Genomic DNA, 21,104 nt, shown 5'->3' with positions numbered 1-21,104 from the left:
CGGGCCTACAGGGTGGGAATTACCACTCTGCTACGCTGCCATCAGGATAACGCCACAGCGGATTGCGCCAGTCCGGGGCTTGCTTGCTCATTTCGATGACTTTTTCTTCGTCAATCTCCACGCCAAGACCCGGCTTCATCAGCGGTTTGAAGTAACCGCCTTCCATGTTGAAGTCTTCTTTGTTCTTCACAAAATCAAGCAGTTCCGCGCCTTTGTTGTAGTGAATGCCCATGCTCTGCTCTTGCAGAACGGCATTACGGGAAACAAAGTCGAGGTGCAAACAGGCTGCCAGCGCAATCGGCCCCAGTGGGCAGTGCGGTGCCAGAGACACGTCGTACGCTTCAGCCATTGCCGCAATTTTGTAGCATTCGGTGATACCGCCCGCGTGGGAGAGATCCGGCTGAAGAATGGCCAGACCGCCCGCTTCCAGCACACGCTTGAACTCAAAGCGAGAGAACATGCGCTCACCGGCAGCAATCGGAATATGGGTCTGCTCAGCCAGCTTCGGATAGTATTCCGCCTGCTCAGCCAGAACCGGTTCTTCGATAAACAGTGGACGATACGGTTCGAGCTCTTTGATCAGCACTTTCGCCATTGGCGCGCTGACGCGACCATGGAAGTCGAGACCAAATTCGATATCGTTACCGAAGGCTTCACGGATTTGCGCCACGGTGTTGACCGCAACGTCGACACTGCGCGAGCTGTCAATAATGCCCATCTCTTCGCAGCCGTTCAGTTTGAAGGTGTCGAAGCCGATGCCGCGCAGCGTTTTAATGCCGCTGATCACGTCCGCAGGACGATCGCCGCCGACCCAGCTGTAGGCTTTAATTTTGTCGCGAACCAGGCCGCCCATCAGCTGCCACACCGGCGCGCCAAGGACTTTGCCTTTGATATCCCACAGCGCCTGGTCAATACCGGCGATAGCACTCATCAGGATTGGGCCGCCGCGATAGAAACCACCGCGATACATCACCTGCCACAAGTCGTTGATACGCGCCGGGTCCTGACCAATCAGGTATTCACTCAGCTCATGCACGGCTGCTTCAACCGTACGCGCTTTACCCTCAATGACCGGTTCGCCCCAGCCGACAATACCTTCATCGGTTTCGATTTTCAGGAACATCCAGCGCGGCGGAAGACGGTAAGTCGTGATGTTGGTGATTTTCATTTCACGGCCTCCTGATACGCTTTCACAAACGCAGTCGCCTGTTCAGCAGTACGTTCAACGCTCTGGCCAGCACGGTACAAATCGCTCCCCAGACCCGCGCCTGAACAGCCTGCGTTCAGCCACACATCGAGGTTTTCTGGCGTAACGCCACCCACCGCAAAGACCGGTACGTCTTTTGGCAACACAGCTTTCAGCGCTTTGATGTAATCAGGGCCAAAGGCGGAAGATGGGAAGATTTTCAACGTTTGCGCGCCAGCTTCCAGCGCGGCAAAGGCTTCTGTTGCGGTGGCACAGCCAGCGCACACGGTCATACCGTGAGAAACCGCGCGACGAATAACGTCCGGGTTAGTGTTCGGTGTGACAACCAGTTTGCTGCCCATCGCGGCGAGAGCGTCCACTTGCTCAGTTTTCAGCACAGTGCCTGCGCCGATCAGGGCTTTGTCACCAAATTCACGAACCATCGCCGCAATGCTGATTTCCCATTGTGGGGAATTGAGTGGAATTTCGACCGCGTCGAAACCGGCGTCCAGAATGGCGGCAACGTGGTCACGCGCCTCTTCGGGTTTGATGCCGCGTAAAATAGCGATCAGCGGAAGTTTAGTTTGCCACTGCATGGGCGATGCTCCTTATACCTGCCTGGAATGCCGTGTCGCCGGAAACAATCGTCGAACGACGGCCAACGGCGTGAAGAGCCTGTTGGTAGCGATCGGCGAGGGATTGTCCTGCGACGATAGTGATCTCCTGTTCACCGGGGAAGCGCTCGCACATATTGGCGACTTCCGCGCCGATCAACAGGCCGGATAAAAACTCACTGACGTGTTCGCGCGGTAAGCTCCCCAACACATGGGAGGCGCGAATCTCAAATAACTGCGGCAACAGAGCAGGCTCAGAGAGCCCTTTTTCCAGACCGGTGGCAAACGCAGCAGGTGAAGTTTCCTGCTCTGGCAGACACGCGCCCACCAGTGAGTGGCGCAGCAACAAATGGTGCAGCTCGCCCGTCATCACGGTCCGGAAATCAAAGACTTGTTGGTTATCTGCCAGCACCCATTTGCAGTGGGTACCCGGCATCACATACAAAGGTGCAGGCGCAAGATGACGAGCGCCCAGCAACTGGGTCTCCTCACCGCGCATCACGTTATGGTTATCATCTCGCGAGACAGAAAGCCCTGGAATGATCCACACATTGTCGGCAACGGTCGTCAACTGCTGGCCAATTGCCGAGAAATGCACAGGAACAGGCAGATAAGGCGCGATTTTCCAGCCAACATTACTGCCGACCATGCCTGCCATCACCACCGGCGTATTGTCTTCACGCCAGCCTGCCGTTATGTCCGCTAACACCGCTTCGGGGGAACGTCCGTTGAGCCGCGTCACACCGGCTTCGGATTGCCGATTTTCGAGGCATTCGTCACCCTGGTAATGCCAGGCGCGCAGGTTGGTCGATCCCCAGTCGATTGCGATGTAGCGTGATGTCATGTGCTTTCCTTTAACCTTCTTGTGGAGCTTGCGATCATCGTGAGCGCCGCCTGCTCTGCTGCGTTGCTATCCTGATGCCGGATGGCATCGAATAGCGCTTTGTGCTCCTGAAGGGTGGTCGGCATATTGGCCTCATCGCCCATCCAGGTGCGTTCAAAAACGGCTCGCTGAAGCGAACTTATCGCTACGCTGAGTTGTTGCAGCACCGGGTTGTGCACCGATGCCAGTACCGCTTCGTGATAGCGGATATCCGCTTCATTGAAGGCATCCCGGTCCTGATTGTTGGCAACCATGTCGTTCAGCGCGGCTTCAATGTGGGCCAAATCACTGGAGGTAGCGCGTTCGGCGGCCCAGCGAGCAATCGCAGGCTCCACCAGATTTCGCACTTCACTCATCGCCAGGATCAGCTGTGGGTCGTACTCGTTTTCCAGCACCCACTGCAATACCTCGGTATCGAGGAAATTCCACTGGTTACGCGGGGCGACAAACGCGCCACGGTAGCGTTTCATTTCAATCAGCCGCTTCGCCATCAGGGAGCGGAAGACTTCGCGAATGATGTTGCGTGAGGTTTCAAACTCTTCACAGAGATCGGCTTCTGCTGGCAGCGCCGCACCCGGCACATATTTCCCACCCACAATCTGTTGCCCAAGGGCAATGATGATGCGGTCAGTTTTGGTAATGGTCATAACGCGTCCTTTTGCGATTTCACTGCCATTACTTTACTGCTTGTGGCGGGTTTTTCCTCATCTTTGCAGTACAAACATCAGTGCTCATTGCGTATCAATATGCAAATCGTAGTACAAACATTATGTGTTGTACTACAATTTAGATCACAAAAACGACAATCTATAAATAAACTTTGCTGAGTCAGGGAGCACAGGCAATAAAAAAGCCCGCGCTAAAAGCAACGGGCTTGTTCTCAGAAGAAGGGATTAATTGAGGACAAATTTCTCGATCGCGTAGGCAACACCGTCTTCCAGGTTAGATTTAGTGACGAAGTTGGCGACTTCTTTCACCGACGGGATCGCGTTGTCCATCGCGACGCCCATCCCCGCGAATTCGATCATCGCGATGTCGTTTTCCTGGTCGCCAAGGGTCATGATCTCTTCCGGTTTGATACCGAGCGTGTCCGCCAGAGATTTCACACCCGTCCCTTTATTCACGCGTTTATCGAGGATTTCGAGGAAGTACGGCGCACTTTTCAGCACGGTGTACTTCTCTTTCACTTCTGCCGGAATGCGGGCAATCGCCTTATCGAGAATAGCGGGCTCGTCAATCATCATCACTTTCAGCAGCTGAATATCACGCGCCATGTTTTCCGCTTCACAGAACACCAGCGGGATGGTGGCGACGTAAGACTCATGTACTGTGTAGTAGCTGATGTCACGGTTCGCGGTATACAGCGTGTTGCGATCCAGCGCGTGGAAATGCGAACCCACTTCACGGGAAAGTTGTTCCAGATAGCGATAGTCATCGTAACTCAGCGCCGTTTGCGCCACCGTGCTGCCATCGCTGGCCTTCTGTACCAGCGCACCGTTGTAGGTGATGCAGTAGTCACCTTCCTGCTCCATATGCAGTTCTTTCAGGTAGCTGTGAACACCCGCATACGGACGACCGGTACAAAGCACCACTTTCACGCCGCGTTCACGCGCCGCCGCAATGGCCTGTTTGACCGCAGGAGAGATGGTGTGGTCCGGCAGTAGCAATGTTCCGTCCATGTCGATTGCAATGAGTTTGATAGCCATAAGGTCCCCGGGATAAGTGAGTTCTTACTCATGCTAACGCGATTTAGCCGACAAAAATAGAGCTACCTTTCGCGCTAAAAACGTCCCTTTTACCCTCACCCGGGGGGAAAACTCACTCGCGGGTGAGGACGATTTTGCCGAACGCACCGCGATCCAGATGCTCAAGCGCCTGCGGAAGTTGGTCAAAACGGTAGCTATGCGCAATCACGGGTTTCAGCCCGGTCGCATCGACGGCACGAACAAAGTCTTCCAGCGCGCGACGGTGGCCAACGCCAATCCCCTGAATCACCGGTGATTTCAACAACAGCTCGCCAGCAGGCAGTGATATTTCGCTCCCTTCCAGCACGCCAATGACTGAGATGCGTCCGTGAACGGCGACGGCGCGCAGTGAACGTCTGAGATTCTCGCCGCCTGCCGTTTCAATAATATGATCGATGCCCCGGTCGTGGGTCAGGTCGTAGAGTGTTTCAACCCAGTCACCTTGCAGGCGATGAATGCCGTGATCGGCACCTAACGCTTTAGCACGTGCCAGTTTTTCGTCGCTGCCCGACGTCACAAAGACTTCCGCTCCGTGTGCTTTTGCAATCTGCAAAGCAAACATGGCAACGCCACCGGTGCCCTGAACCAGCACGGTTTGCCCGGCTTTTACACCGCCACGTTCGACTAAAGCAAACCATGCGGTAAGCCCTGCACAAGGTAATGTGCTGGCCTGAATGTCATCCAGCGAGTCTGGTGAAGCCACCAGCCAGTCCTCATTCACCACCACATATTCCGCCAGCATGCCCTGGAAGTAGCCGCCGTGCGTACGGTATGGCAGGTTCCGCGCATCGCCCTTCGGCTTGCCATCCACCCACTCTGGCGAAAAAGTAGAGATCACGCGTGCGCCAGGTGCAAACCGTGTAACGCCTTCGCCAATGCTCTCAACTACGCCAGCCATGTCCGAGGCGGGCGTAAACGGAAAGGCGAGTCCAATCGGCATGCTGCCTTCAATCACCATTTTGTCGCGATAGTTCAGCGAGACCGCGTTCACCCGCACGCGTACTTCCCCAGGGCCAGGCTGTGGAATGGGTTCCTGGACCAGGGTGAGGTTTTCACGTCCGAGGGCGCTCATCGTCCAGCGTTGCATCAAATCGGTCATCATATTTCTCCAGGTCATCACGTGTCTTTGCAGTACACAGAGTCTAGCGTTGACGATGAATCCCCAGTGGCGATAAGTTGTCACTTAATTGAAGCCTGAATGGATACAATCCATGACCGACAACCTGAAGGATATTCCCGTTTTCGTCGCCGCCGTTGAGGCAGGAAGTTTCGCTCAGGCCGCAACCCGACTGCATTTATCACGTTCAGCGGTGGGGAAAAGCATTGCCCGGCTGGAAGCGCGGCTGGGCGTTCGCCTGTTTCAGCGAACGACTCGTAGCCAGAGCCTGACCGATAATGGCGCACTGTTTTATGAGCGCTGTCAGCGTGCTTTGGAGGAAATCCGTAGCGCAGAATCGCTGCTGGAAACGGGTAAACATCAGGTGAGAGGCCGCCTGCGCATCTCTTTGCCGGTGTTATTTGGTCGCCAGTGCGTCGCGCCTTTACTGATTGAACTTGCGCAGGAACATCCCGGTCTTGATCTGGAAATGTCCTTCAGCGACCGCGTGGTGGACATCGTAGAGGAAGGATTTGATATGGCCGTGCGCAACGGCGCACTGCCGGAAAACTCGTTGCTGGTTGCCAGACGATTGGGTGAACACCGCATGGTGCTGTGCGCCTCACCGGAGTATTTACGGAAAAAAGGCACACCCGAAACGGTTGCTGATTTGCGCCAACATACCGCCATCAACTACCAGCGAGCAGGCAAAGTGTTGCCCTGGCAGCTCGCCGATAACGAAGGCCAGCCGCACAGCTTTATTCCGGCTTCCTCTCTCAATATGGATGACCTGCAAGTTATCGCTGATACGGCCTTAGCCGGATTCGGGCTAGCCTGGCTGCCGTGCTGGATGGTGAGAAAAGAGATTCGGGAAGGAAAGCTAACGCCACTTCTCAAGCAGGCACCGGATGTGCGGTTCGACGTGCAGGCAGTGTGGCAACAGACGCCACATTTGCCGCTGAAGGTAAGAGTGGTCGTCGACAGGCTGGTGAGCCATTTGCCCTCTGTCATGTCGGTCGATGTGTAGATCAAAAAAGCCGCGCAGAAGCGCGGCTTTTGAATACAGCACCGTAAAAGACCGTCAGATATCGATGTTCGCCGCTTTCAGGGCGTTCTCTTCGATAAACGCACGACGCGGTTCAACCGCATCACCCATCAGGGTGGTGAACAGCTGATCGGCAGCGATAGCATCTTTCACCGTTACGCGCAGCATACGGCGGCTTTCTGGGTCCATGGTGGTTTCCCACAGCTGATCCGGGTTCATTTCACCCAGACCTTTATAACGCTGGATAGACAGGCCACGACGTGACTCTTTCACCAGCCACTCCAGCGCCTGCTCGAAGCTGGCCACTGGCTGACGGCGTTCGCCACGTTCGATGAAGGCATCGTCTTCAATCAGACCGCGCAGCTTCTCACCAAGCGTGCAGATGCGACGGTATTCGCCACCAGTAATGAATTCCTGATCCAGCGGATAGTCGGTATCCACGCCGTGAGTACGGACACGGATAATCGGCTCAAACAGGCCCAGTTCTTTATTCTCACGAATATCAAACTTCCACATGCTGCCATGCTGCTCGTTTTCGTTTAGCACGGTCACCAGTTGGTTCACCCAGCGGGTGACGGTCTGTTCGTTGTTCAGCTCTGCTTCTGCCAGAGTCGGCTGATAAACCAGCTCTTTGAGCAGCGTGCGCGGGAAGCGACGCTCCATGCGGCCAATCATCTTCTGAGTCGCGTTGAATTCCGCCACCAGTTTTTCCAGGGCTTCGCCTGCCAGTGCCGGAGCAGAAGCATTGGCGTGCAGGGTCGCGCCATCAAGGGCGATAGCGATTTGATACTGATCCATCGCTTCGTCATCTTTGATGTACTGTTCCTGCTTGCCTTTCTTCACTTTGTACAGCGGCGGCTGAGCAATGTAGACGTGGCCACGTTCAACGATCTCTGGCATCTGACGGTAGAAGAAGGTCAACAGCAGCGTACGAATGTGCGAGCCGTCGACGTCCGCATCGGTCATGATGATGATGCTGTGATAACGCAGTTTATCCGGGTTGTACTCGTCGCGACCGATGCCGCAGCCGAGCGCGGTGATCAGCGTCGCCACTTCCTGAGAAGAGAGCATTTTGTCGAAACGCGCTTTCTCAACGTTCAGGATTTTACCCTTCAGCGGAAGGATCGCCTGGTTCTTACGGTTACGGCCCTGCTTCGCAGAACCGCCCGCGGAGTCCCCTTCCACGAGGTACAGTTCGGACAGCGCCGGGTCGCGTTCCTGGCAGTCCGCCAGTTTGCCTGGCAGACCAGCCAAATCCAGCGCGCCTTTACGACGGGTCATTTCACGGGCTTTACGCGCCGCTTCACGGGCACGCGCCGCGTCGATAATTTTGCCAACCACGATTTTCGCGTCGGACGGGTTTTCCAGCAGGTATTCGCCCAGCAGTTCGTTCATCTGCTGTTCTACCGCCGTTTTCACCTCAGAAGAGACCAGTTTGTCTTTGGTCTGAGAGGAGAATTTCGGGTCCGGCACTTTCACGGACACCACAGCAATCAGGCCTTCACGGGCATCGTCACCGGTGGCGCTGACTTTGGCTTTTTTGCTGTAGCCTTCTTTGTCCATGTAGGCGTTCAGAGTACGGGTCATCGCCGCACGGAAGCCTGCCAGGTGAGTACCACCGTCACGCTGTGGAATGTTGTTGGTGAAGCAGTAGATGTTTTCCTGGAAACCGTCGTTCCACTGCAGTGCCACTTCCACGCCGATACCGTCTTTCTCTGTGGAGAAATAGAAGATGTTCGGGTGGATCGGGGTTTTGTTTTTATTCAGGTATTCCACGAACGCTTTGATACCGCCTTCGTAGTGGAAATGGTCTTCTTTGTTGTCACGTTTATCGCGAAGACGAATAGACACGCCGGAGTTCAGGAACGACAGTTCGCGCAGGCGTTTTGCCAGAATGTCGTATTCAAACTCAATGACGTTGGTGAAGGTTTCATAGCTTGGCCAGAAACGGACCTGAGTCCCTGTTGCTTCGGTTTCACCTGTTACGGCCAGCGGAGCCTGTGGCACGCCGTGCATGTAAATCTGCTGGTGAACTTTGCCTTCGCGACGAATCACCAGTTCCAGCTTCTGCGACAGGGCGTTTACAACGGAAACACCTACACCGTGCAGACCACCGGACACTTTATAAGAGTTATCATCGAATTTACCGCCTGCGTGCAGAACGGTCATGATAACTTCCGCGGCAGAGACACCTTCTTCCGGGTGAATACCGGTTGGAATGCCACGGCCATCATCCGTTACGGAGACAGAGTTATCGGAGTGAATCGTCACCACGATGTCTTTACAGTGACCCGCGAGCGCTTCGTCGATAGCGTTATCCACAACCTCGAATACCATGTGGTGCAGACCGGTGCCGTCATCCGTGTCGCCGATATACATACCCGGGCGCTTACGCACCGCATCCAGCCCTTTCAGGACTTTGATACTGGAGGAGTCATAAGAATTCGACATCAACGTTTCTCGCTCATTTAAACTTGGGTTAATCCGTTATTTTACCTTTTTCCACGCTGAACATCTTCGAATTTTTGTCCGACATGTCCATAACGTGTTCAGCGCTGATCGCACTGACGAAAACCTGCGACTCGGTCGCTTTCAGCCTGCTTGCTAACAGACCACGACGCTCGTCATCAAGTTCCGAGGCAAAATCATCTATGAGGTACAGGCAGCGTCGCCCGCTTTCACGGGTCAGAAACTCACCTTGCGCCAAACGTAAGGCGCACATCAGCAGTTTGAGCTGCCCGCGCGATAACGTGTCCTCCACCGGCGCACCGTCCGCACGAATGCGGAAATCCGCTTTGTGTGGGCCGTGGGCGGTGTAGGTCAGCATACGATCGCGCTCAAAGTTCCGTTCGAGCACCTCAGAATAGTCAGTCTCTTTTTCCCAGCCGCGCTGGAAAGAGAAGCTCAGGTTGAACTCAGGCAGGAACTGTTTGCAGGTATCCGCCATATCTTCGGCGATGCCTGCGCTGTACTCTGCGCGCCAGCTACTGAGTTGTTCTGCCAGTGGAATGAGTTCGGTATCCCACGGGCGCAGTTGCGCGTAGCGGGTCACCTGGCGCAGCGCTGCATTTCGCTGTTTCAGCAAACGCTTGAGGTTGCTCCAGGCAGTAAAGAAACCGGCTTCGTTGTGAAAGCATCCCCAATCGAGGAACGCTCTTCTGTATTTGGGGCCGCCGTTGAGTAAAGTAAACCCCTCGGGCGTGATGAGCTGCATCGGCATCAGCAGCGCCAGTTCAGCCACTTTGTGACCGTCGGTGCCGTCGATGCGAACTTTGCTGTCACCCTGTTTATCTTTGGTCAGACCGAGAGAAATTTCGCGTTCTTTTCCCTGCAAGCGCCCATGTAACACAAAGGACTCTTGCTCGTGGCGAATCACACGACCAATCTGCAAACTGCGGAACGCCCGACCGTGTCCCAGGGTATAGATAGCTTCCAGCACGCTGGTTTTACCGCTGCCGTTAGCACCCACCAGGAAGTTAAAGCCAGGGGATAGAGCAAGATCCGCGCTTTCGATATTGCGAAAGTCGCGGATCAACAAGCGGGTTAGCGCCATTACAATCTCATTGGCATAACGACGTAAGCAGCGCTCTGGCTGGCAGCATCTTCAATCTGCACACTGGAAACAGAATCGGTCAGCAAAATACGGACGTTTTCACATTTCAGTGCATTCAGCACGTCCAGTACGTAGCTAACGTTGAAGCCGATTTCCATCTCAGTCCCGGCATAGGTGACATCCAGAATTTCTTCTGCTTCTTCCTGCTCCGGGTTGTTGGCGGTAATTTTCAGCTGATTCTCGCTGACGTAAAGACGCACACCGCGGAATTTCTCGTTCGAGAGAATGGCGGCACGGGCAAACGCCTGCTTGAGAATGTCGCAACCGGCATCCAGATGCTTATCCGGATTTTTCGGCAGCACGCGACGGTAATCCGGGAAGCGGCCATCCACCAGTTTCGAGGTAAAGATGAAGTCACCCACGTGCGCACGGATATTGTTGCTGCCAATCTGCACGCGCAGCGGGTTATCGCCACCGTCGAGCATGCGCATCAACTCAATCACGCCTTTACGCGGCACGATCACCGAATGGTTCGGAAGTGACTGACCAATCGGCATGGAACATACCGCCAGACGGTGACCGTCAGTGGCGACAGTGCGCAGTTCCTCACCTTCGGTTTCAAACAGCATGCCGTTTAAGTAGTAACGCACGTCCTGATGCGCCATCGAAAACTGCGTGGCTTCAATCAGGCGCTTCATGGTCGCCTGCGGCAAGGTGAATTCCACTTCGCTCTGCCAGTCGTCCAGATTTGGGAAATCTGCGGCTGGCAATGTGGACAGCGAGAAACGGCTACGGCCAGAACGGACCAACATGCGGTCGCCTTCAAGCTGTACAGCTATTTCCGCGCCTTCCGGCAGGCCACGGCAAATATCAAAGAACTTGCGCGCAGGGACGGTGGTTGCACCCGGTTCATGTGGCTGAATCAGCGCGACGCGTGCGACCATTTCCATTTCAAGGTCGGTCCCGGTCAGCGACAGGGAGCCGTCTGCGACCTGCAGCAGCAGGTTGCCAAGAATGGGCAACGTTGGGCGGCCACCTAATGGACCACTTACCTGTTGCAGCGGTTTTAATAAATGTTCACGTTCAACGGTAAATTTCATAGCGTCACGAAGATAATGTTCTGATTAAATTGGAGAAATCTTCTTTGATATCATGGCTTTCTTCACGTAACTGTTCGATCTTGCGGCAAGCATGCAGCACGGTCGTATGGTCACGGCCACCAAACGCATCGCCGATTTCCGGCAGGCTGTGGTTGGTGAGTTCTTTGGCCAGCGCCATCGCCATCTGACGCGGACGCGCCACAGAGCGAGAACGACGCTTGGACAGCAGGTCGGCCACTTTGATCTTATAGTACTCCGCCACCGTCTTTTGAATATTGTCGATGGTGACCAGTTTTTCCTGCAGCGCCAGCAGATCGCGCAGCGCTTCACGCACGAAATCGATAGTAATCGCCCGACCGGTAAAGTTGGCATTGGCGATAACGCGGTTCAGTGCCCCTTCAAGCTCACGCACATTGGAGCGCAGACGCTTGGCAATAAAGAAAGCCACTTCACCCGGCAGACGAATGTCGTTTTCATCCGCCTTTTTCATCAGGATCGCCACACGCGTTTCAAGCTCAGGTGGCTCGATGGCCACGGTTAAACCCCAGCCGAAGCGGGATTTCAGACGATCTTCAACGCCGTTGATCTCTTTCGGATAGCGATCCGAGGTCAGAATGATCTGTTGGTTGCCTTCAAGCAGTGCGTTGAAGGTGTGGAAAAACTCTTCCTGAGATCGTTCTTTATTAGCAAAGAATTGAATGTCATCGATCAGCAGCGCATCAACAGAACGGTAGTAACGTTTGAACTCTTCAATGGCGTTGTTCTGCAGGGCTTTCACCATGTCCTGAACAAAACGCTCGGAGTGCATGTACACCACTTTGGCGTTCGGTTTACGGGCAATAATGCCGTTACCGACCGCATGTAAAAGGTGAGTTTTACCGAGACCTGTGCCGCCATAAAGGAACAGCGGGTTATAGGCGCCGCCAGGGTTATCCGCCACCTGACGAGCCGCCGCGCGTGCCAGTTGGTTAGATTTACCTTCGACGAAGTTATCAAACGTATGTTTCACGTTGACGTTAGAACGGTAGGTGGGTTCTGCCGGAGCCGGAACGTTATCCCAGCCCTGACGTGCCGCAGGAATCGCTACGCGCGGCGCTTGTACCTGCTGCGTATGAGCCTGAACGGCGACCTGGGCGGTTTCTTTAACAACCTGAGTGACAGGGCGAGCACCGACTTCAAAGCGCAGCTGTGGCGCATCGGTACCGCAGAAATCATTCAACAGTCCGTTGATATTATTGAGGTATTTATCCCTTACCCAATCGAGCACAAAGCGGTTTGGCGCATACAAAGCCAGCGTATTATCGCTCAATTCCGCCTGCAACGGGCGGATCCACATGCTGAATTCTGTGGCTGGTAACTCATCCTGCAATCGGGCAAGACACTGCTGCCAAAGCGAAAGTGACACGGCGGACTCCACTCGAACAAAAAGGGTGAAACTGAAAAATTAATGATTGTTGGCACACGCCAGAAAAGCCCTCAGACACTGCGTGAGGGGACGTGCGAACCGCTATCTGCGGTTTTTACTCCGTTCAGGATCTGGGATCACGATCGGGACCGCGGATCATAGCCTAAACTGAGCCAGAGATCTTCTGTTTCTCACAGATTCTTCCCGATTTATCCACAGGAAGGATCGAGACCGGCTAAGTGTAAACGATCCTGATTGGGGTGGGGGGCGATTTCTCCCGCATATTGGAAAAATTAATGAGTAGCGACAAATTTTTGCTTAATCGATCTAATAAAGATCCCGAGCGATCCTTGCGCTTTAACGGGCAGGCTTTATAATCCCCCACCCGGTGCGTGCTACTCGCTAACAGGTACCGTTCCCCGCTCAATTTCTACGCGAAATCGTGCGAAAACTGGCGGGAAACAAGGTAAAGAGAATTGACTCCGGAGTGTACAATTATTACAATCCGGCCTCTTTAATCACCCACACTGAAGCGGAAGTCGTTCGAAACTCGTTCGGGTACACGCAAAAGTCAGTGAATTTATTCAAGTTTAGGTAGAAATCGCCATGAAACGCACTTTTCAACCGTCTGTACTGAAGCGCAACCGTTCTCACGGCTTCCGTGCTCGTATGGCTACTAAAAATGGTCGTCAGGTTCTGGCACGTCGTCGTGCTAAAGGCCGTTCTCGTCTGACCGTTTCCAAGTAATAAAAGCTAACCCCTGAGTGGTTAAGCTAGCTTTTCCCAGGGAGTTACGTTTGTTAACTCCCACTCATTTCACATTCGTCTTCCAGCAGCCGCAACGGGCTGGCACGCCGCAAATCACCATCCTCGGCCGCCTGAATTCGCTGGGGCATCCCCGCATCGGTCTCACTGTCGCTAAGAAAAACGTTAAACGCGCTCATGAACGCAATCGGATTAAACGTCTGACGCGTGAGAGTTTCCGTTTACGTCAGCATGAACTCCCTGCAATGGATTTCGTGGTGGTGGCTAAAAAAGGGGTTGCCGACCTCGATAACCGGGCTCTCTCGGAAGCGTTGGAAAAACTATGGCGCCGCCATTGTCGCCTGGCTCAAGGGTCCTGATAGCCTGTATTCGGGTCTATCAGCGCCTGATCAGTCCGCTGCTCGGGCCGCATTGTCGTTTCACGCCAACCTGTTCCAGCTACGGAATTGAGGCATTGCGCAGGTTTGGAATGATAAAAGGCAGTTGGTTGACGGTGAAACGCGTATTAAAATGCCACCCTTTACACCCTGGTGGTGACGACCCCGTCCCACCCGGACCATTTGATACCAGAGAACACTAACGATGGATTCGCAACGCAATCTTTTAGTCATCGCTTTGTTGTTCGTGTCTTTCATGATCTGGCAGGCATGGGAGCAGGATAAAAATCCTCAACCCCAGCAGCAGATCACGCAGACAACGACCACCGCAGCGGGTAGCGCCGCAGACCAGGGCGTACCGGCCAGTGGCCAAGGAAAGCAGATTACGGTGAAAACCGATGTGCTTGAGCTGACTATCAACACCCGTGGTGGCGATATTGAGCAGGCACTGCTGCTGACTTACCCGAAAGAGCTGAAGTCAAACGAGCCGTTCCAGCTGCTGGAAACGACGCCTGAGTTCCTGTATCAGGCTCAGAGCGGTCTGACCGGTCGTGATGGCCCGGACAACCCGGCTAATGGCGCACGTCCGCTGTACAACGTCGAGAGTGATACCTTTGTGCTGGCTGAAGGTCAGAACGAACTCGCGATCCCGATGACTTACACTGACGCCGCGGGCAACACCTTCACCAAAACCTTCACCCTGAAACGCGGTGCGTATGCGGTGAACGTAGGCTATAAAGTGCAGAACGCCGGTGAGAAACCACTGGAAATCTCCACGTTTGGTCAGCTGAAGCAGTCCATCAATCTGCCGTCTCACCGTGACACCGGAAGCAGCAACTTTGCGCTGCACACCTTCCGTGGCGCGGCATACTCCACGCCAGACGCGAAGTATGAGAAATACAAATTCGACAAAATCGCCGACAACGAAAACCTGAACATCAGTGCGAAAGGCGGTTGGGTTGCGATGCTGCAACAGTATTTCGCGACAGCGTGGGTGCCAAATAACGACGGTACCAACAACTTCTATACCGCGAACCTGGGCAATGGCCTTGCGGCCATCGGCTACAAATCTCAGCCGGTTCTGGTTCAGCCAGGTCAGGCCGCAAACCTTGCCAGCACCCTGTGGGTGGGTCCTGAAATTCAGGACAAAATGGCAGCCGTGGCACCGCACCTGGATCTGACCGTAGATTACGGTTGGTTGTGGTTCATTTCTCAGCCGCTGTTCAAACTGCTGAAATTTATCCACAGCTTCCTGGGTAACTGGGGCTTCTCGATCATCGTTATCACCTTTATCGTTCGTGGCATCATGTACCCGCTGACCAAAGCGCAGTACACCTCCATGGCGAAGATGCGTATGCTGCAGCCGAAAATTGCGGCGATGCGTGAGCGTCTGGGCGATGACAAACAGCGTCAGAGCCAGGAAATGATGGCCCTGTATAAAGCAGAGAAAGTGAACCCGCTGGGCGGCTGCTTCCCGCTGATTATCCAGATGCCAATCTTCCTGGCACTGTATTACATGCTGATGGGCTCCGTTGAACTGCGCCATGCGCCGTTTGCTCTGTGGATCCACGACTTGTCTGCACAGGACCCGTACTACATCCTGCCAATCCTGATGGGCGTGACGATGTTCTTCATTCAGAAGATGTCGCCGACCACCGTGACTGACCCGATGCAGCAGAAGATCATGACCTTTATGCCGGTCATCTTCACCGTGTTCTTCCTGTGGTTCCCGTCAGGTCTGGTGCTGTACTATATCGTCAGCAACCTGGTGACCATCCTCCAGCAGCAGTTGATTTACCGTGGTCTGGAAAAACGTGGCCTGCATAGCCGCGAGAAGAAAAAATCCTGATTGGGTGAACATTCGCTAAAATGGAAGGCGGTCTGATGACCGCCTTTTTTATTGCAACGCAAAGAGAGTAACCATGAGCCATAACGACACCATCGTCGCCCAGGCCACCCCGCCAGGACGCGGCGGCGTAGGCATTCTGCGTATCTCCGGCCTGAAAGCCCGTGATGTGGCGCAGGCGGTGCTCGGAAAATTACCGAAGCCTCGCTATGCCGATTATCTGCCGTTTCGTGATGCGCAAGGCGCTACGCTGGATCAGGGCATTGCGTTATGGTTCCCGGGCCCGAACTCCTTTACCGGCGAAGACGTGCTTGAGCTGCAAGGCCACGGCGGCCCGGTCATTCTCGATCTGCTTCTGAAACGCATTCTGACGCTGCCGGGTGTGCGTATTGCCAACCCGGGCGAGTTTTCAGAGCGCGCGTTCCTCAACGATAAGCTCGATCTGGCACAGGCCGAAGCCATTGCTGATTTGATTGACGCCAGCTCCGAGCAAGCCGCTCGTTCAGCGATGAACTCCTTACAGGGCGCGTTTTCCACCCGAGTGAACCATTTAGTGGAAGCACTCACTCACCTGCGCATCTATGTGGAAGCGGCCATCGACTTTCCGGATGAAGAAATCGACTTCCTCTCTGACGGTAAAATCGAAGCGCAGCTCAATAATGTGATCGGCGATCTGGATGCCGTTCGTGCCGAAGCACGCCAGGGCAGCCTGTTGCGTGAAGGGATGAAAGTGGTGATTGCCGGGCGCCCTAACGCGGGTAAATCCAGCCTGCTCAACGCGCTGGCTGGCCGTGAAGCGGCCATTGTCACCGATATCGCTGGCACCACGCGTGACGTGCTGCGCGAGCATATCCACATTGACGGCATGCCGCTGCACATCATCGATACCGCAGGATTGCGCGATGCCAGTGATGAAGTCGAACGCATCGGGATCGAACGTGCCTGGCAGGAAATTGAGCAAGCCGATCGCGTGCTGTTTATGGTCGACAGCACCACCACCAGCGCCGTCGATCCGGCTGAAATCTGGCCGGATTTCATCGCCCGACTGCCACAGAATTTGCCGATTACCGTGGTGCGCAACAAAGCCGATATCACCGGCGAAGAGGTCGGTCTGAGCGATGTAAATGGTTACTCACTTATTCGCCTCTCCGCACGTCAGGGTGAAGGCGTGGACATTCTGCGCAACCATCTGAAGCAGAGCATGGGCTTTGACACCAACATGGAAGGTGGTTTCCTTGCCCGTCGCCGTCACCTGAAAGCGCTGGAAGACGCCGCCAATCATCTACAGCAAGGTAAAGAGCAACTGCTCGGTGCCTGGGCCGGTGAGCTACTGGCAGAAGAACTGCGCCTCGCACAGCAGGCGTTGAGCGAAATCACCGGGGAATTCACCTCCGACGATCTGCTCGGCCGCATCTTCTCGAGCTTCTGTATCGGGAAGTGATTTTAAAACCCACCTCATCGCAGGTGGGTTTTTCCATTATGGAAATCGCTGTTGTCCAAATGGCAACTCGTGCCCCTTAGCAAAGCCTCGTATCCTTAGCCGCTCTTTCCTGCGAGGTTTCTATGGCACGCTTCCTGTTTTGCAGTTTCGCCCTGGTTTTACTTTATCCTTCCGGCATCGACATGTACCTCGTCGGCCTTCCCCGCATCGCCGCCGATCTCCATGCCAGCGAGGCGCAACTGCATATCGCGTTTTCGGTTTATCTCGCAGGAATGGCGACAGCCATGCTGATTGCGGGTCGTCTGGCCGATAAAGCCGGGCGGCAACCTGTCGCCATCTGTGGCGCGATGGTGTTTGCGTTAGCCTCAGCCCTTTGCGCGAATGCCTCCACCAGCTCGCTGTTCCTGGCTGGCCGCTTTATCCAGGGAACGGGAGCTGGCTGTTGTTATGTGGTGGCTTTTGCTATTTTGCGCGATACGCTCGACGACCAGAGGCGAGCCAAAGTCCTGTCATTACTCAATGGCATCACCTGCATTGTGCCGGTGCTGGCTCCGGTGATTGGCCATCTGATCATGCTCAAATTCCCGTGGCAGAGCCTGTTCTGGGTGATGACCGGTATGGGCGTCATTGTCTGTCTGCTCTCAACGCTGGTGCTGAAAGAATCCCATCCAGGTATGCAAGCTTCTCAGTTTTCCGCCGAGCCTTTGGCTTCAGAATCACTGACCAGCCGCTTCTTTCTCAGCCGGGTGATCATGACCACGCTGAGCGTCACGGCCATTCTGACTTACGTGAATATCTCGCCAGTGCTTTTGATGGAAGTGCTGCAGTTTGATCGGGGCGAATACTCCACCATCATGGCGTTGACCGCATTAGTCAGCATGGTCGTGGCCTTCTCAACACCTTTCGCCCTGACGCGCTTTAGCCAGCGCACACTGATGCTGGTCGCACAAGGGCTGTTCCTTGCAGCGGCTTTGGTTCTGGCCTCTGCCTCCTCAACCGCAGTCATGCTGTTTGGCCTGACGCTGATTTGTTCCGGCTTCTCGCTGGGCTTTGGCGTAACCATGAGCCAGGCACTAAGTCCGTTTGCAAGACGTGCCGGTGTGGCGAGTTCGGTTCTGGGTATCGCTCAGGTCTGCGGTTCTTCGCTGTATATCTGGCTGGCTGCCGTTTCCGGGGTCAGTGCACTGAATATGCTGATCGGGAGTCTGATTAGCTGTAGCATGGTCTGCATCTTGTTGATTACCTTTGTGTCCGCGCGAGTGGACGCGCCGGACCATGAAAAAATCCCTGGCTAGTCTCGATCTCAATTTACTGCTGTGCCTGCAATTGTTGTTGCAGGAGCGCAGCGTCAGCAAGACGGCGAAGCGGATGAACGTCACGCCCTCCGCCGTCAGTAAGTCTCTGTCCAGGCTCAGAGACTGGTTTAACGATCCGCTGTTTGTGAAAACGCCTGGTGGCCTGCATCCCACGCCGTTGGCGGCCAGCATGGAACAGGATCTGGCAGACTGGCTGCAAATGAGCCATCAACTGCTGGACAAACCGCATCACGACACCCCGCGTGGGCTCACTTTTGAACTGGCAGCTGAAAACCCGCTGATGCTCATTGCCTTTAACACCCTTTCGCAGAAAATCTATCAACGCTATCCCCAGGCGACCGTGCGGCTGCGTAACTGGGGTTACGACTCTCTGGATGCCATCATCCGCGGGGAGGTTGATATCGGCTTTACCGGGCGTGAAACGCACCCGCGTTCCCGCGAATCGCTCAGCCTGCTGCCGTGGAATATCGATTTTGAAGTGCTGTTCAGCGATTTACCGCGCGTCTATTTGCGCGAAGATCACCCGGCATTACAGGAAGAGTGGAGTCTGGACACCTTTCTGCGCTACCCGCATATCAGCATCAATTGGGAGAACAGCGACACCTGGGCGCTCGATGAGGTGTTGCAGGAATCCGGGCTGAAACGACAGATAGCCCTCAGCCTGCCAGGATTTGAAGCATCAATGTTTATGGCGGCGCAGCCGAACCATACCTTACTGGCTACCGCTCCGCTTTATTGCCAGCACTACAATCAGCAGCACGGCCTCAAACTGGTGACTCGCCCGATTCCGCTGGAAGCTGCACTACTGCAAAAGCTGGCGGTGCCTTTCACCTTGCTCTGGCACAAGCGCAACGGGCATAACCCGAAACTGATCTGGCTGAAATCCGTTTTAAAAGAGCTGTACGGCGAGGCATTTCTGGCAACACTTCAGCAGGAAATCGGCCGCTAGCCGCGTAATTTCGTGAACCCACAGACTATTGCGGCTAAGGAAATGTAAATGTTCTGGCTGAGGCCTTTTCAACAGGGATTTTCCACATTAAAACCTCAACAGTTTAAGCGATAATAACTCCATCGTTTTCACTCAGACCATTAATCACGGAGCGACATAATGGCTATGCATTTTGCAAGAGGGATCCTTAACGATGGGCATTTGCACTCAGTGCGACTCTCATCCTGTTGCCACAACGAAGCCCGCCAGCTTCCCCAACATCGCCGTTCGCGGTTCCTGGCTTCGCGCTCTTTGCTTGCCGAGCTGCTGTTTATGCTTTACGGCATTCGCGAGCTACCCGATATCATCACTCGCCCAGACGGAAAACCGGTTTTTCGCGACAGCAATCATCCTCGTTTTTCCATCGCGTATGCCGGGAATATTGTCGGTGTCGCGCTAAGCACCGAAGGGGAATGCGGTCTGGATATGGAGCTTCAACGCGCCACTCGCGGTTTCCACAGCCCGGCAGCGGTCGAATCCTATCCCTTCAGCAGCAATGAAAATCTGTGGATCAAAAATCAAAACGATCCGAACGAAGCCCGCGCCCAGCTCATGGCCCTGCGCCAAAGCGTGCTAAAACTCACCGGCGAGACCCAATGCAATTCCCAGCAACAGCTTCAGCTATTGCCCGGTTCAGGCCGTCTGAGAGCCGCCCGAGTGATGAAGATAGAAGCCATTTGCGATGCGGAAGATGTGCTGGTGTGGTCGATTGCCGCAACCCCTGCCATCGAGCGCCTGAAAGTCTGGGAATATGACAGCAAAACCGGCTGGCGCGGCTTACCGGATATGCAAGTCCGTGCCAGCGAACCCGCGGCCCGCCTGATGCGATTTACCAGCCTGCCTGCGGAAAAAGCCCTTATACTGAACTGACCCATCATGATGAAAACTAAAGGAGTAATCATGTCTGAAGCGTTGAAAGTTGTTACGTTACTGGGAAGCCTGCGCAAAGGTTCATTTAACGGTATGGTTGCGCGTACCCTGCCAAAAATTGCCCCGGCAGGGATGGGCATCACCGCTCTGCCGTCCATCGGTGACATTCCGCTGTACGATGCCGATATTCAGCAAGAAGAAGGTTTCCCGGCGAGCGTAGAAGCGCTGGCTGCTGCCATCCGCGAGGCAGATGGCGTAGTGATTGTCACGCCTGAGTACAACTACTCGGTGCCGGGTGGTCTGAAGAATGCCATCGACTGGCTCTCTCGCCTGCCTGAACAGCCACTGGCAGGAAAACCTGTGCTTATCCAGACCAGTTCGATGGGCGCAATTGGCGGCGCACGCTGCCAGTATCACCTGCGTCAGATCCTGGTGTTCCTGGATGCGATGGTGATGAACAAGCCGGAGTTTATGGGCGGTGTGATTCAGAACAAAGTCGACCCGCAGACAGCGGAAGTGGTTGATCAGAGCACGCTTGATCATCTGACCGGTCAGTTGACCGCGTTTGGGGAGTATATTCAGCGCGTGAAAGGGTAAATCGGAAGGGGGAGTGCGGTCTGATGCCCTCTCCCCAACCCTCTCCCACGGGGCTGAGGGATCCCCAGTAATATGGTCATTCGCCTGTGACCATATTACTGTACTCTTTCCCTAATAATTTCAGCGCATTAACTATATTCATTCGCCTCAGCACTCCGGGTTGCGTTCTCACCAGTTCACCAGCCAGCGTCAGGTAAGACAGCCATCTTCTGTGCTTTACGCTGTTTGCCTGATAGTGTCTGTGAAGCTGTTTCTTCTCCGCCATATAACCTGCCAG

General features: G+C 54.6%; 20 protein-coding genes and 1 pseudogene. 10 read left to right on the top strand and 11 right to left on the bottom strand.

Annotated elements, in window-relative coordinates; genetic code table 11:
- Nucleotides 1–19: 19 nt before the first annotated feature.
- From dgoD to ACI2I2_RS02645, 6 genes are all read right to left on the bottom strand, one after another.
- Nucleotides 20–1,168, bottom strand: a complete 1,149-nt coding sequence (gene dgoD / locus ACI2I2_RS02670; RefSeq protein ID WP_404656502.1) for a galactonate dehydratase — start codon at nt 1,166–1,168, stop codon at nt 20–22.
- Complete coding sequence (locus ACI2I2_RS02665) at nt 1,165–1,782, bottom strand: 2-dehydro-3-deoxy-6-phosphogalactonate aldolase (RefSeq protein WP_404656501.1); 618 nt, start codon at nt 1,780–1,782, stop codon at nt 1,165–1,167. The genes dgoD and ACI2I2_RS02665 overlap by 4 nt, the downstream gene beginning before the upstream one ends.
- Nucleotides 1,766–2,644, bottom strand: coding sequence for a 2-dehydro-3-deoxygalactonokinase (locus ACI2I2_RS02660; RefSeq protein ID WP_404656500.1), 879 nt, complete (start codon nt 2,642–2,644; stop codon nt 1,766–1,768). The genes ACI2I2_RS02665 and ACI2I2_RS02660 overlap by 17 nt, the downstream gene beginning before the upstream one ends.
- The gene (dgoR, locus tag ACI2I2_RS02655) at nt 2,641–3,330 is read right to left on the bottom strand and encodes a D-galactonate utilization transcriptional regulator DgoR (RefSeq protein WP_404656499.1); all 690 of its coding nucleotides are present in this window, start codon (nt 3,328–3,330) and stop codon (nt 2,641–2,643) included. Before dgoR ends, ACI2I2_RS02660 begins: the two co-directional genes overlap by 4 nt.
- Before the next feature lie 246 nt (nt 3,331–3,576).
- On the bottom strand, nt 3,577–4,389 hold the full coding sequence (gene yidA, locus ACI2I2_RS02650; RefSeq protein ID WP_404656498.1) for a sugar-phosphatase: 813 nt from the start codon (nt 4,387–4,389) through the stop codon (nt 3,577–3,579).
- 112 nt (nt 4,390–4,501) lie between these two features.
- On the bottom strand, nt 4,502–5,527 hold the full coding sequence (locus ACI2I2_RS02645) for an NAD(P)-dependent alcohol dehydrogenase (protein ID WP_404656725.1): 1,026 nt from the start codon (nt 5,525–5,527) through the stop codon (nt 4,502–4,504).
- A gap of 112 nt (nt 5,528–5,639) precedes the next feature.
- On the opposite strand from ACI2I2_RS02645, the gene ACI2I2_RS02640 reads away from it, so the two are divergent.
- Entirely contained in the window at nt 5,640–6,551 is a 912-nt protein-coding gene (locus tag ACI2I2_RS02640) for a LysR family transcriptional regulator (RefSeq protein ID WP_404656497.1), read from the top strand.
- Between the two features lie 54 nt (nt 6,552–6,605).
- Here ACI2I2_RS02640 and gyrB read toward each other — a convergent pair whose 3' ends face one another.
- The 4 genes from gyrB to dnaA are packed head-to-tail and all read right to left on the bottom strand — an operon-like array spanning nt 6,606 to nt 12,627.
- Nucleotides 6,606–9,020: a DNA topoisomerase (ATP-hydrolyzing) subunit B gene (gene gyrB / locus ACI2I2_RS02635; RefSeq protein ID WP_404656496.1), complete on the bottom strand. Its 2,415-nt coding sequence runs from the start codon at nt 9,018–9,020 to the stop codon at nt 6,606–6,608.
- A 28-nt stretch (nt 9,021–9,048) separates the two neighbouring features.
- A complete protein-coding gene (gene recF / locus ACI2I2_RS02630; protein ID WP_404656495.1) occupies nt 9,049–10,122 on the bottom strand; it encodes a DNA replication/repair protein RecF in 1,074 nt (357 codons plus the stop codon).
- Entirely contained in the window at nt 10,122–11,222 is a 1,101-nt protein-coding gene (gene dnaN, locus ACI2I2_RS02625; RefSeq protein WP_404656494.1) for a DNA polymerase III subunit beta, read from the bottom strand. The genes recF and dnaN overlap by 1 nt, the downstream gene beginning before the upstream one ends.
- 4 nt (nt 11,223–11,226) lie before the next feature.
- On the bottom strand, nt 11,227–12,627 hold the full coding sequence (gene dnaA / locus ACI2I2_RS02620) for a chromosomal replication initiator protein DnaA (RefSeq protein ID WP_404656493.1): 1,401 nt from the start codon (nt 12,625–12,627) through the stop codon (nt 11,227–11,229).
- Between the two features lie 606 nt (nt 12,628–13,233).
- Between dnaA and rpmH the strand changes: the two genes are divergently transcribed.
- The 9 genes from rpmH to ACI2I2_RS02575 all read left to right on the top strand — a co-directional run bounded on the left by rpmH (nt 13,234) and on the right by ACI2I2_RS02575 (nt 20,827).
- Nucleotides 13,234–13,374, top strand: a complete 141-nt coding sequence (rpmH, locus tag ACI2I2_RS02615) for a 50S ribosomal protein L34 (protein ID WP_003849659.1) — start codon at nt 13,234–13,236, stop codon at nt 13,372–13,374.
- A gap of 17 nt (nt 13,375–13,391) precedes the next feature.
- Complete coding sequence (rnpA, locus tag ACI2I2_RS02610; RefSeq protein WP_017458071.1) at nt 13,392–13,751, top strand: ribonuclease P protein component; 360 nt, start codon at nt 13,392–13,394, stop codon at nt 13,749–13,751.
- A complete protein-coding gene (gene yidD, locus ACI2I2_RS02605; protein WP_095284126.1) occupies nt 13,715–13,972 on the top strand; it encodes a membrane protein insertion efficiency factor YidD in 258 nt (85 codons plus the stop codon). Before rnpA ends, yidD begins: the two co-directional genes overlap by 37 nt.
- 2 nt (nt 13,973–13,974) lie before the next feature.
- Nucleotides 13,975–15,618, top strand: a complete 1,644-nt coding sequence (gene yidC, locus ACI2I2_RS02600) for a membrane protein insertase YidC (RefSeq protein ID WP_404656492.1) — start codon at nt 13,975–13,977, stop codon at nt 15,616–15,618.
- A 73-nt stretch (nt 15,619–15,691) separates the two neighbouring features.
- Nucleotides 15,692–17,056 (top strand): tRNA uridine-5-carboxymethylaminomethyl(34) synthesis GTPase MnmE, encoded by a 1,365-nt coding sequence (gene mnmE / locus ACI2I2_RS02595; protein ID WP_404656491.1) that lies wholly within the window; start codon nt 15,692–15,694, stop codon nt 17,054–17,056.
- Between the two features lie 122 nt (nt 17,057–17,178).
- Nucleotides 17,179–18,351: an MFS transporter gene (locus ACI2I2_RS02590; RefSeq protein ID WP_404656490.1), complete on the top strand. Its 1,173-nt coding sequence runs from the start codon at nt 17,179–17,181 to the stop codon at nt 18,349–18,351.
- Nucleotides 18,332–19,321 (top strand): HTH-type transcriptional regulator YidZ, encoded by a 990-nt coding sequence (gene yidZ, locus ACI2I2_RS02585; RefSeq protein ID WP_404656489.1) that lies wholly within the window; start codon nt 18,332–18,334, stop codon nt 19,319–19,321. Before ACI2I2_RS02590 ends, yidZ begins: the two co-directional genes overlap by 20 nt.
- Nucleotides 19,322–19,480: 159 nt before the next feature.
- The gene (locus ACI2I2_RS02580; protein ID WP_404656488.1) at nt 19,481–20,230 is read left to right on the top strand and encodes a 4'-phosphopantetheinyl transferase family protein; all 750 of its coding nucleotides are present in this window, start codon (nt 19,481–19,483) and stop codon (nt 20,228–20,230) included.
- Between the two features lie 30 nt (nt 20,231–20,260).
- Nucleotides 20,261–20,827 carry an NADPH-dependent FMN reductase gene (locus tag ACI2I2_RS02575; RefSeq protein WP_404656487.1) on the top strand — a complete coding sequence of 189 codons (567 nt, stop codon included), beginning with the start codon at nt 20,261–20,263 and terminating at the stop codon, nt 20,825–20,827.
- Nucleotides 20,828–20,903: 76 nt separating this feature from the next.
- Here the strand turns inward: ACI2I2_RS02575 and ACI2I2_RS02570 are convergent.
- Nucleotides 20,904–21,104: pseudogene (locus tag ACI2I2_RS02570) on the bottom strand (IS4 family transposase); the annotation flags it as partial.

Source organism: Scandinavium sp. NPDC088450 (genome assembly GCF_044900545.1).
Classification (GTDB): Bacteria; Pseudomonadota; Gammaproteobacteria; order Enterobacterales; family Enterobacteriaceae; genus Scandinavium.
Note: the sequence above shows the minus strand (reverse complement) of the source record. Positions and strands in the feature narration are given on the sequence as shown.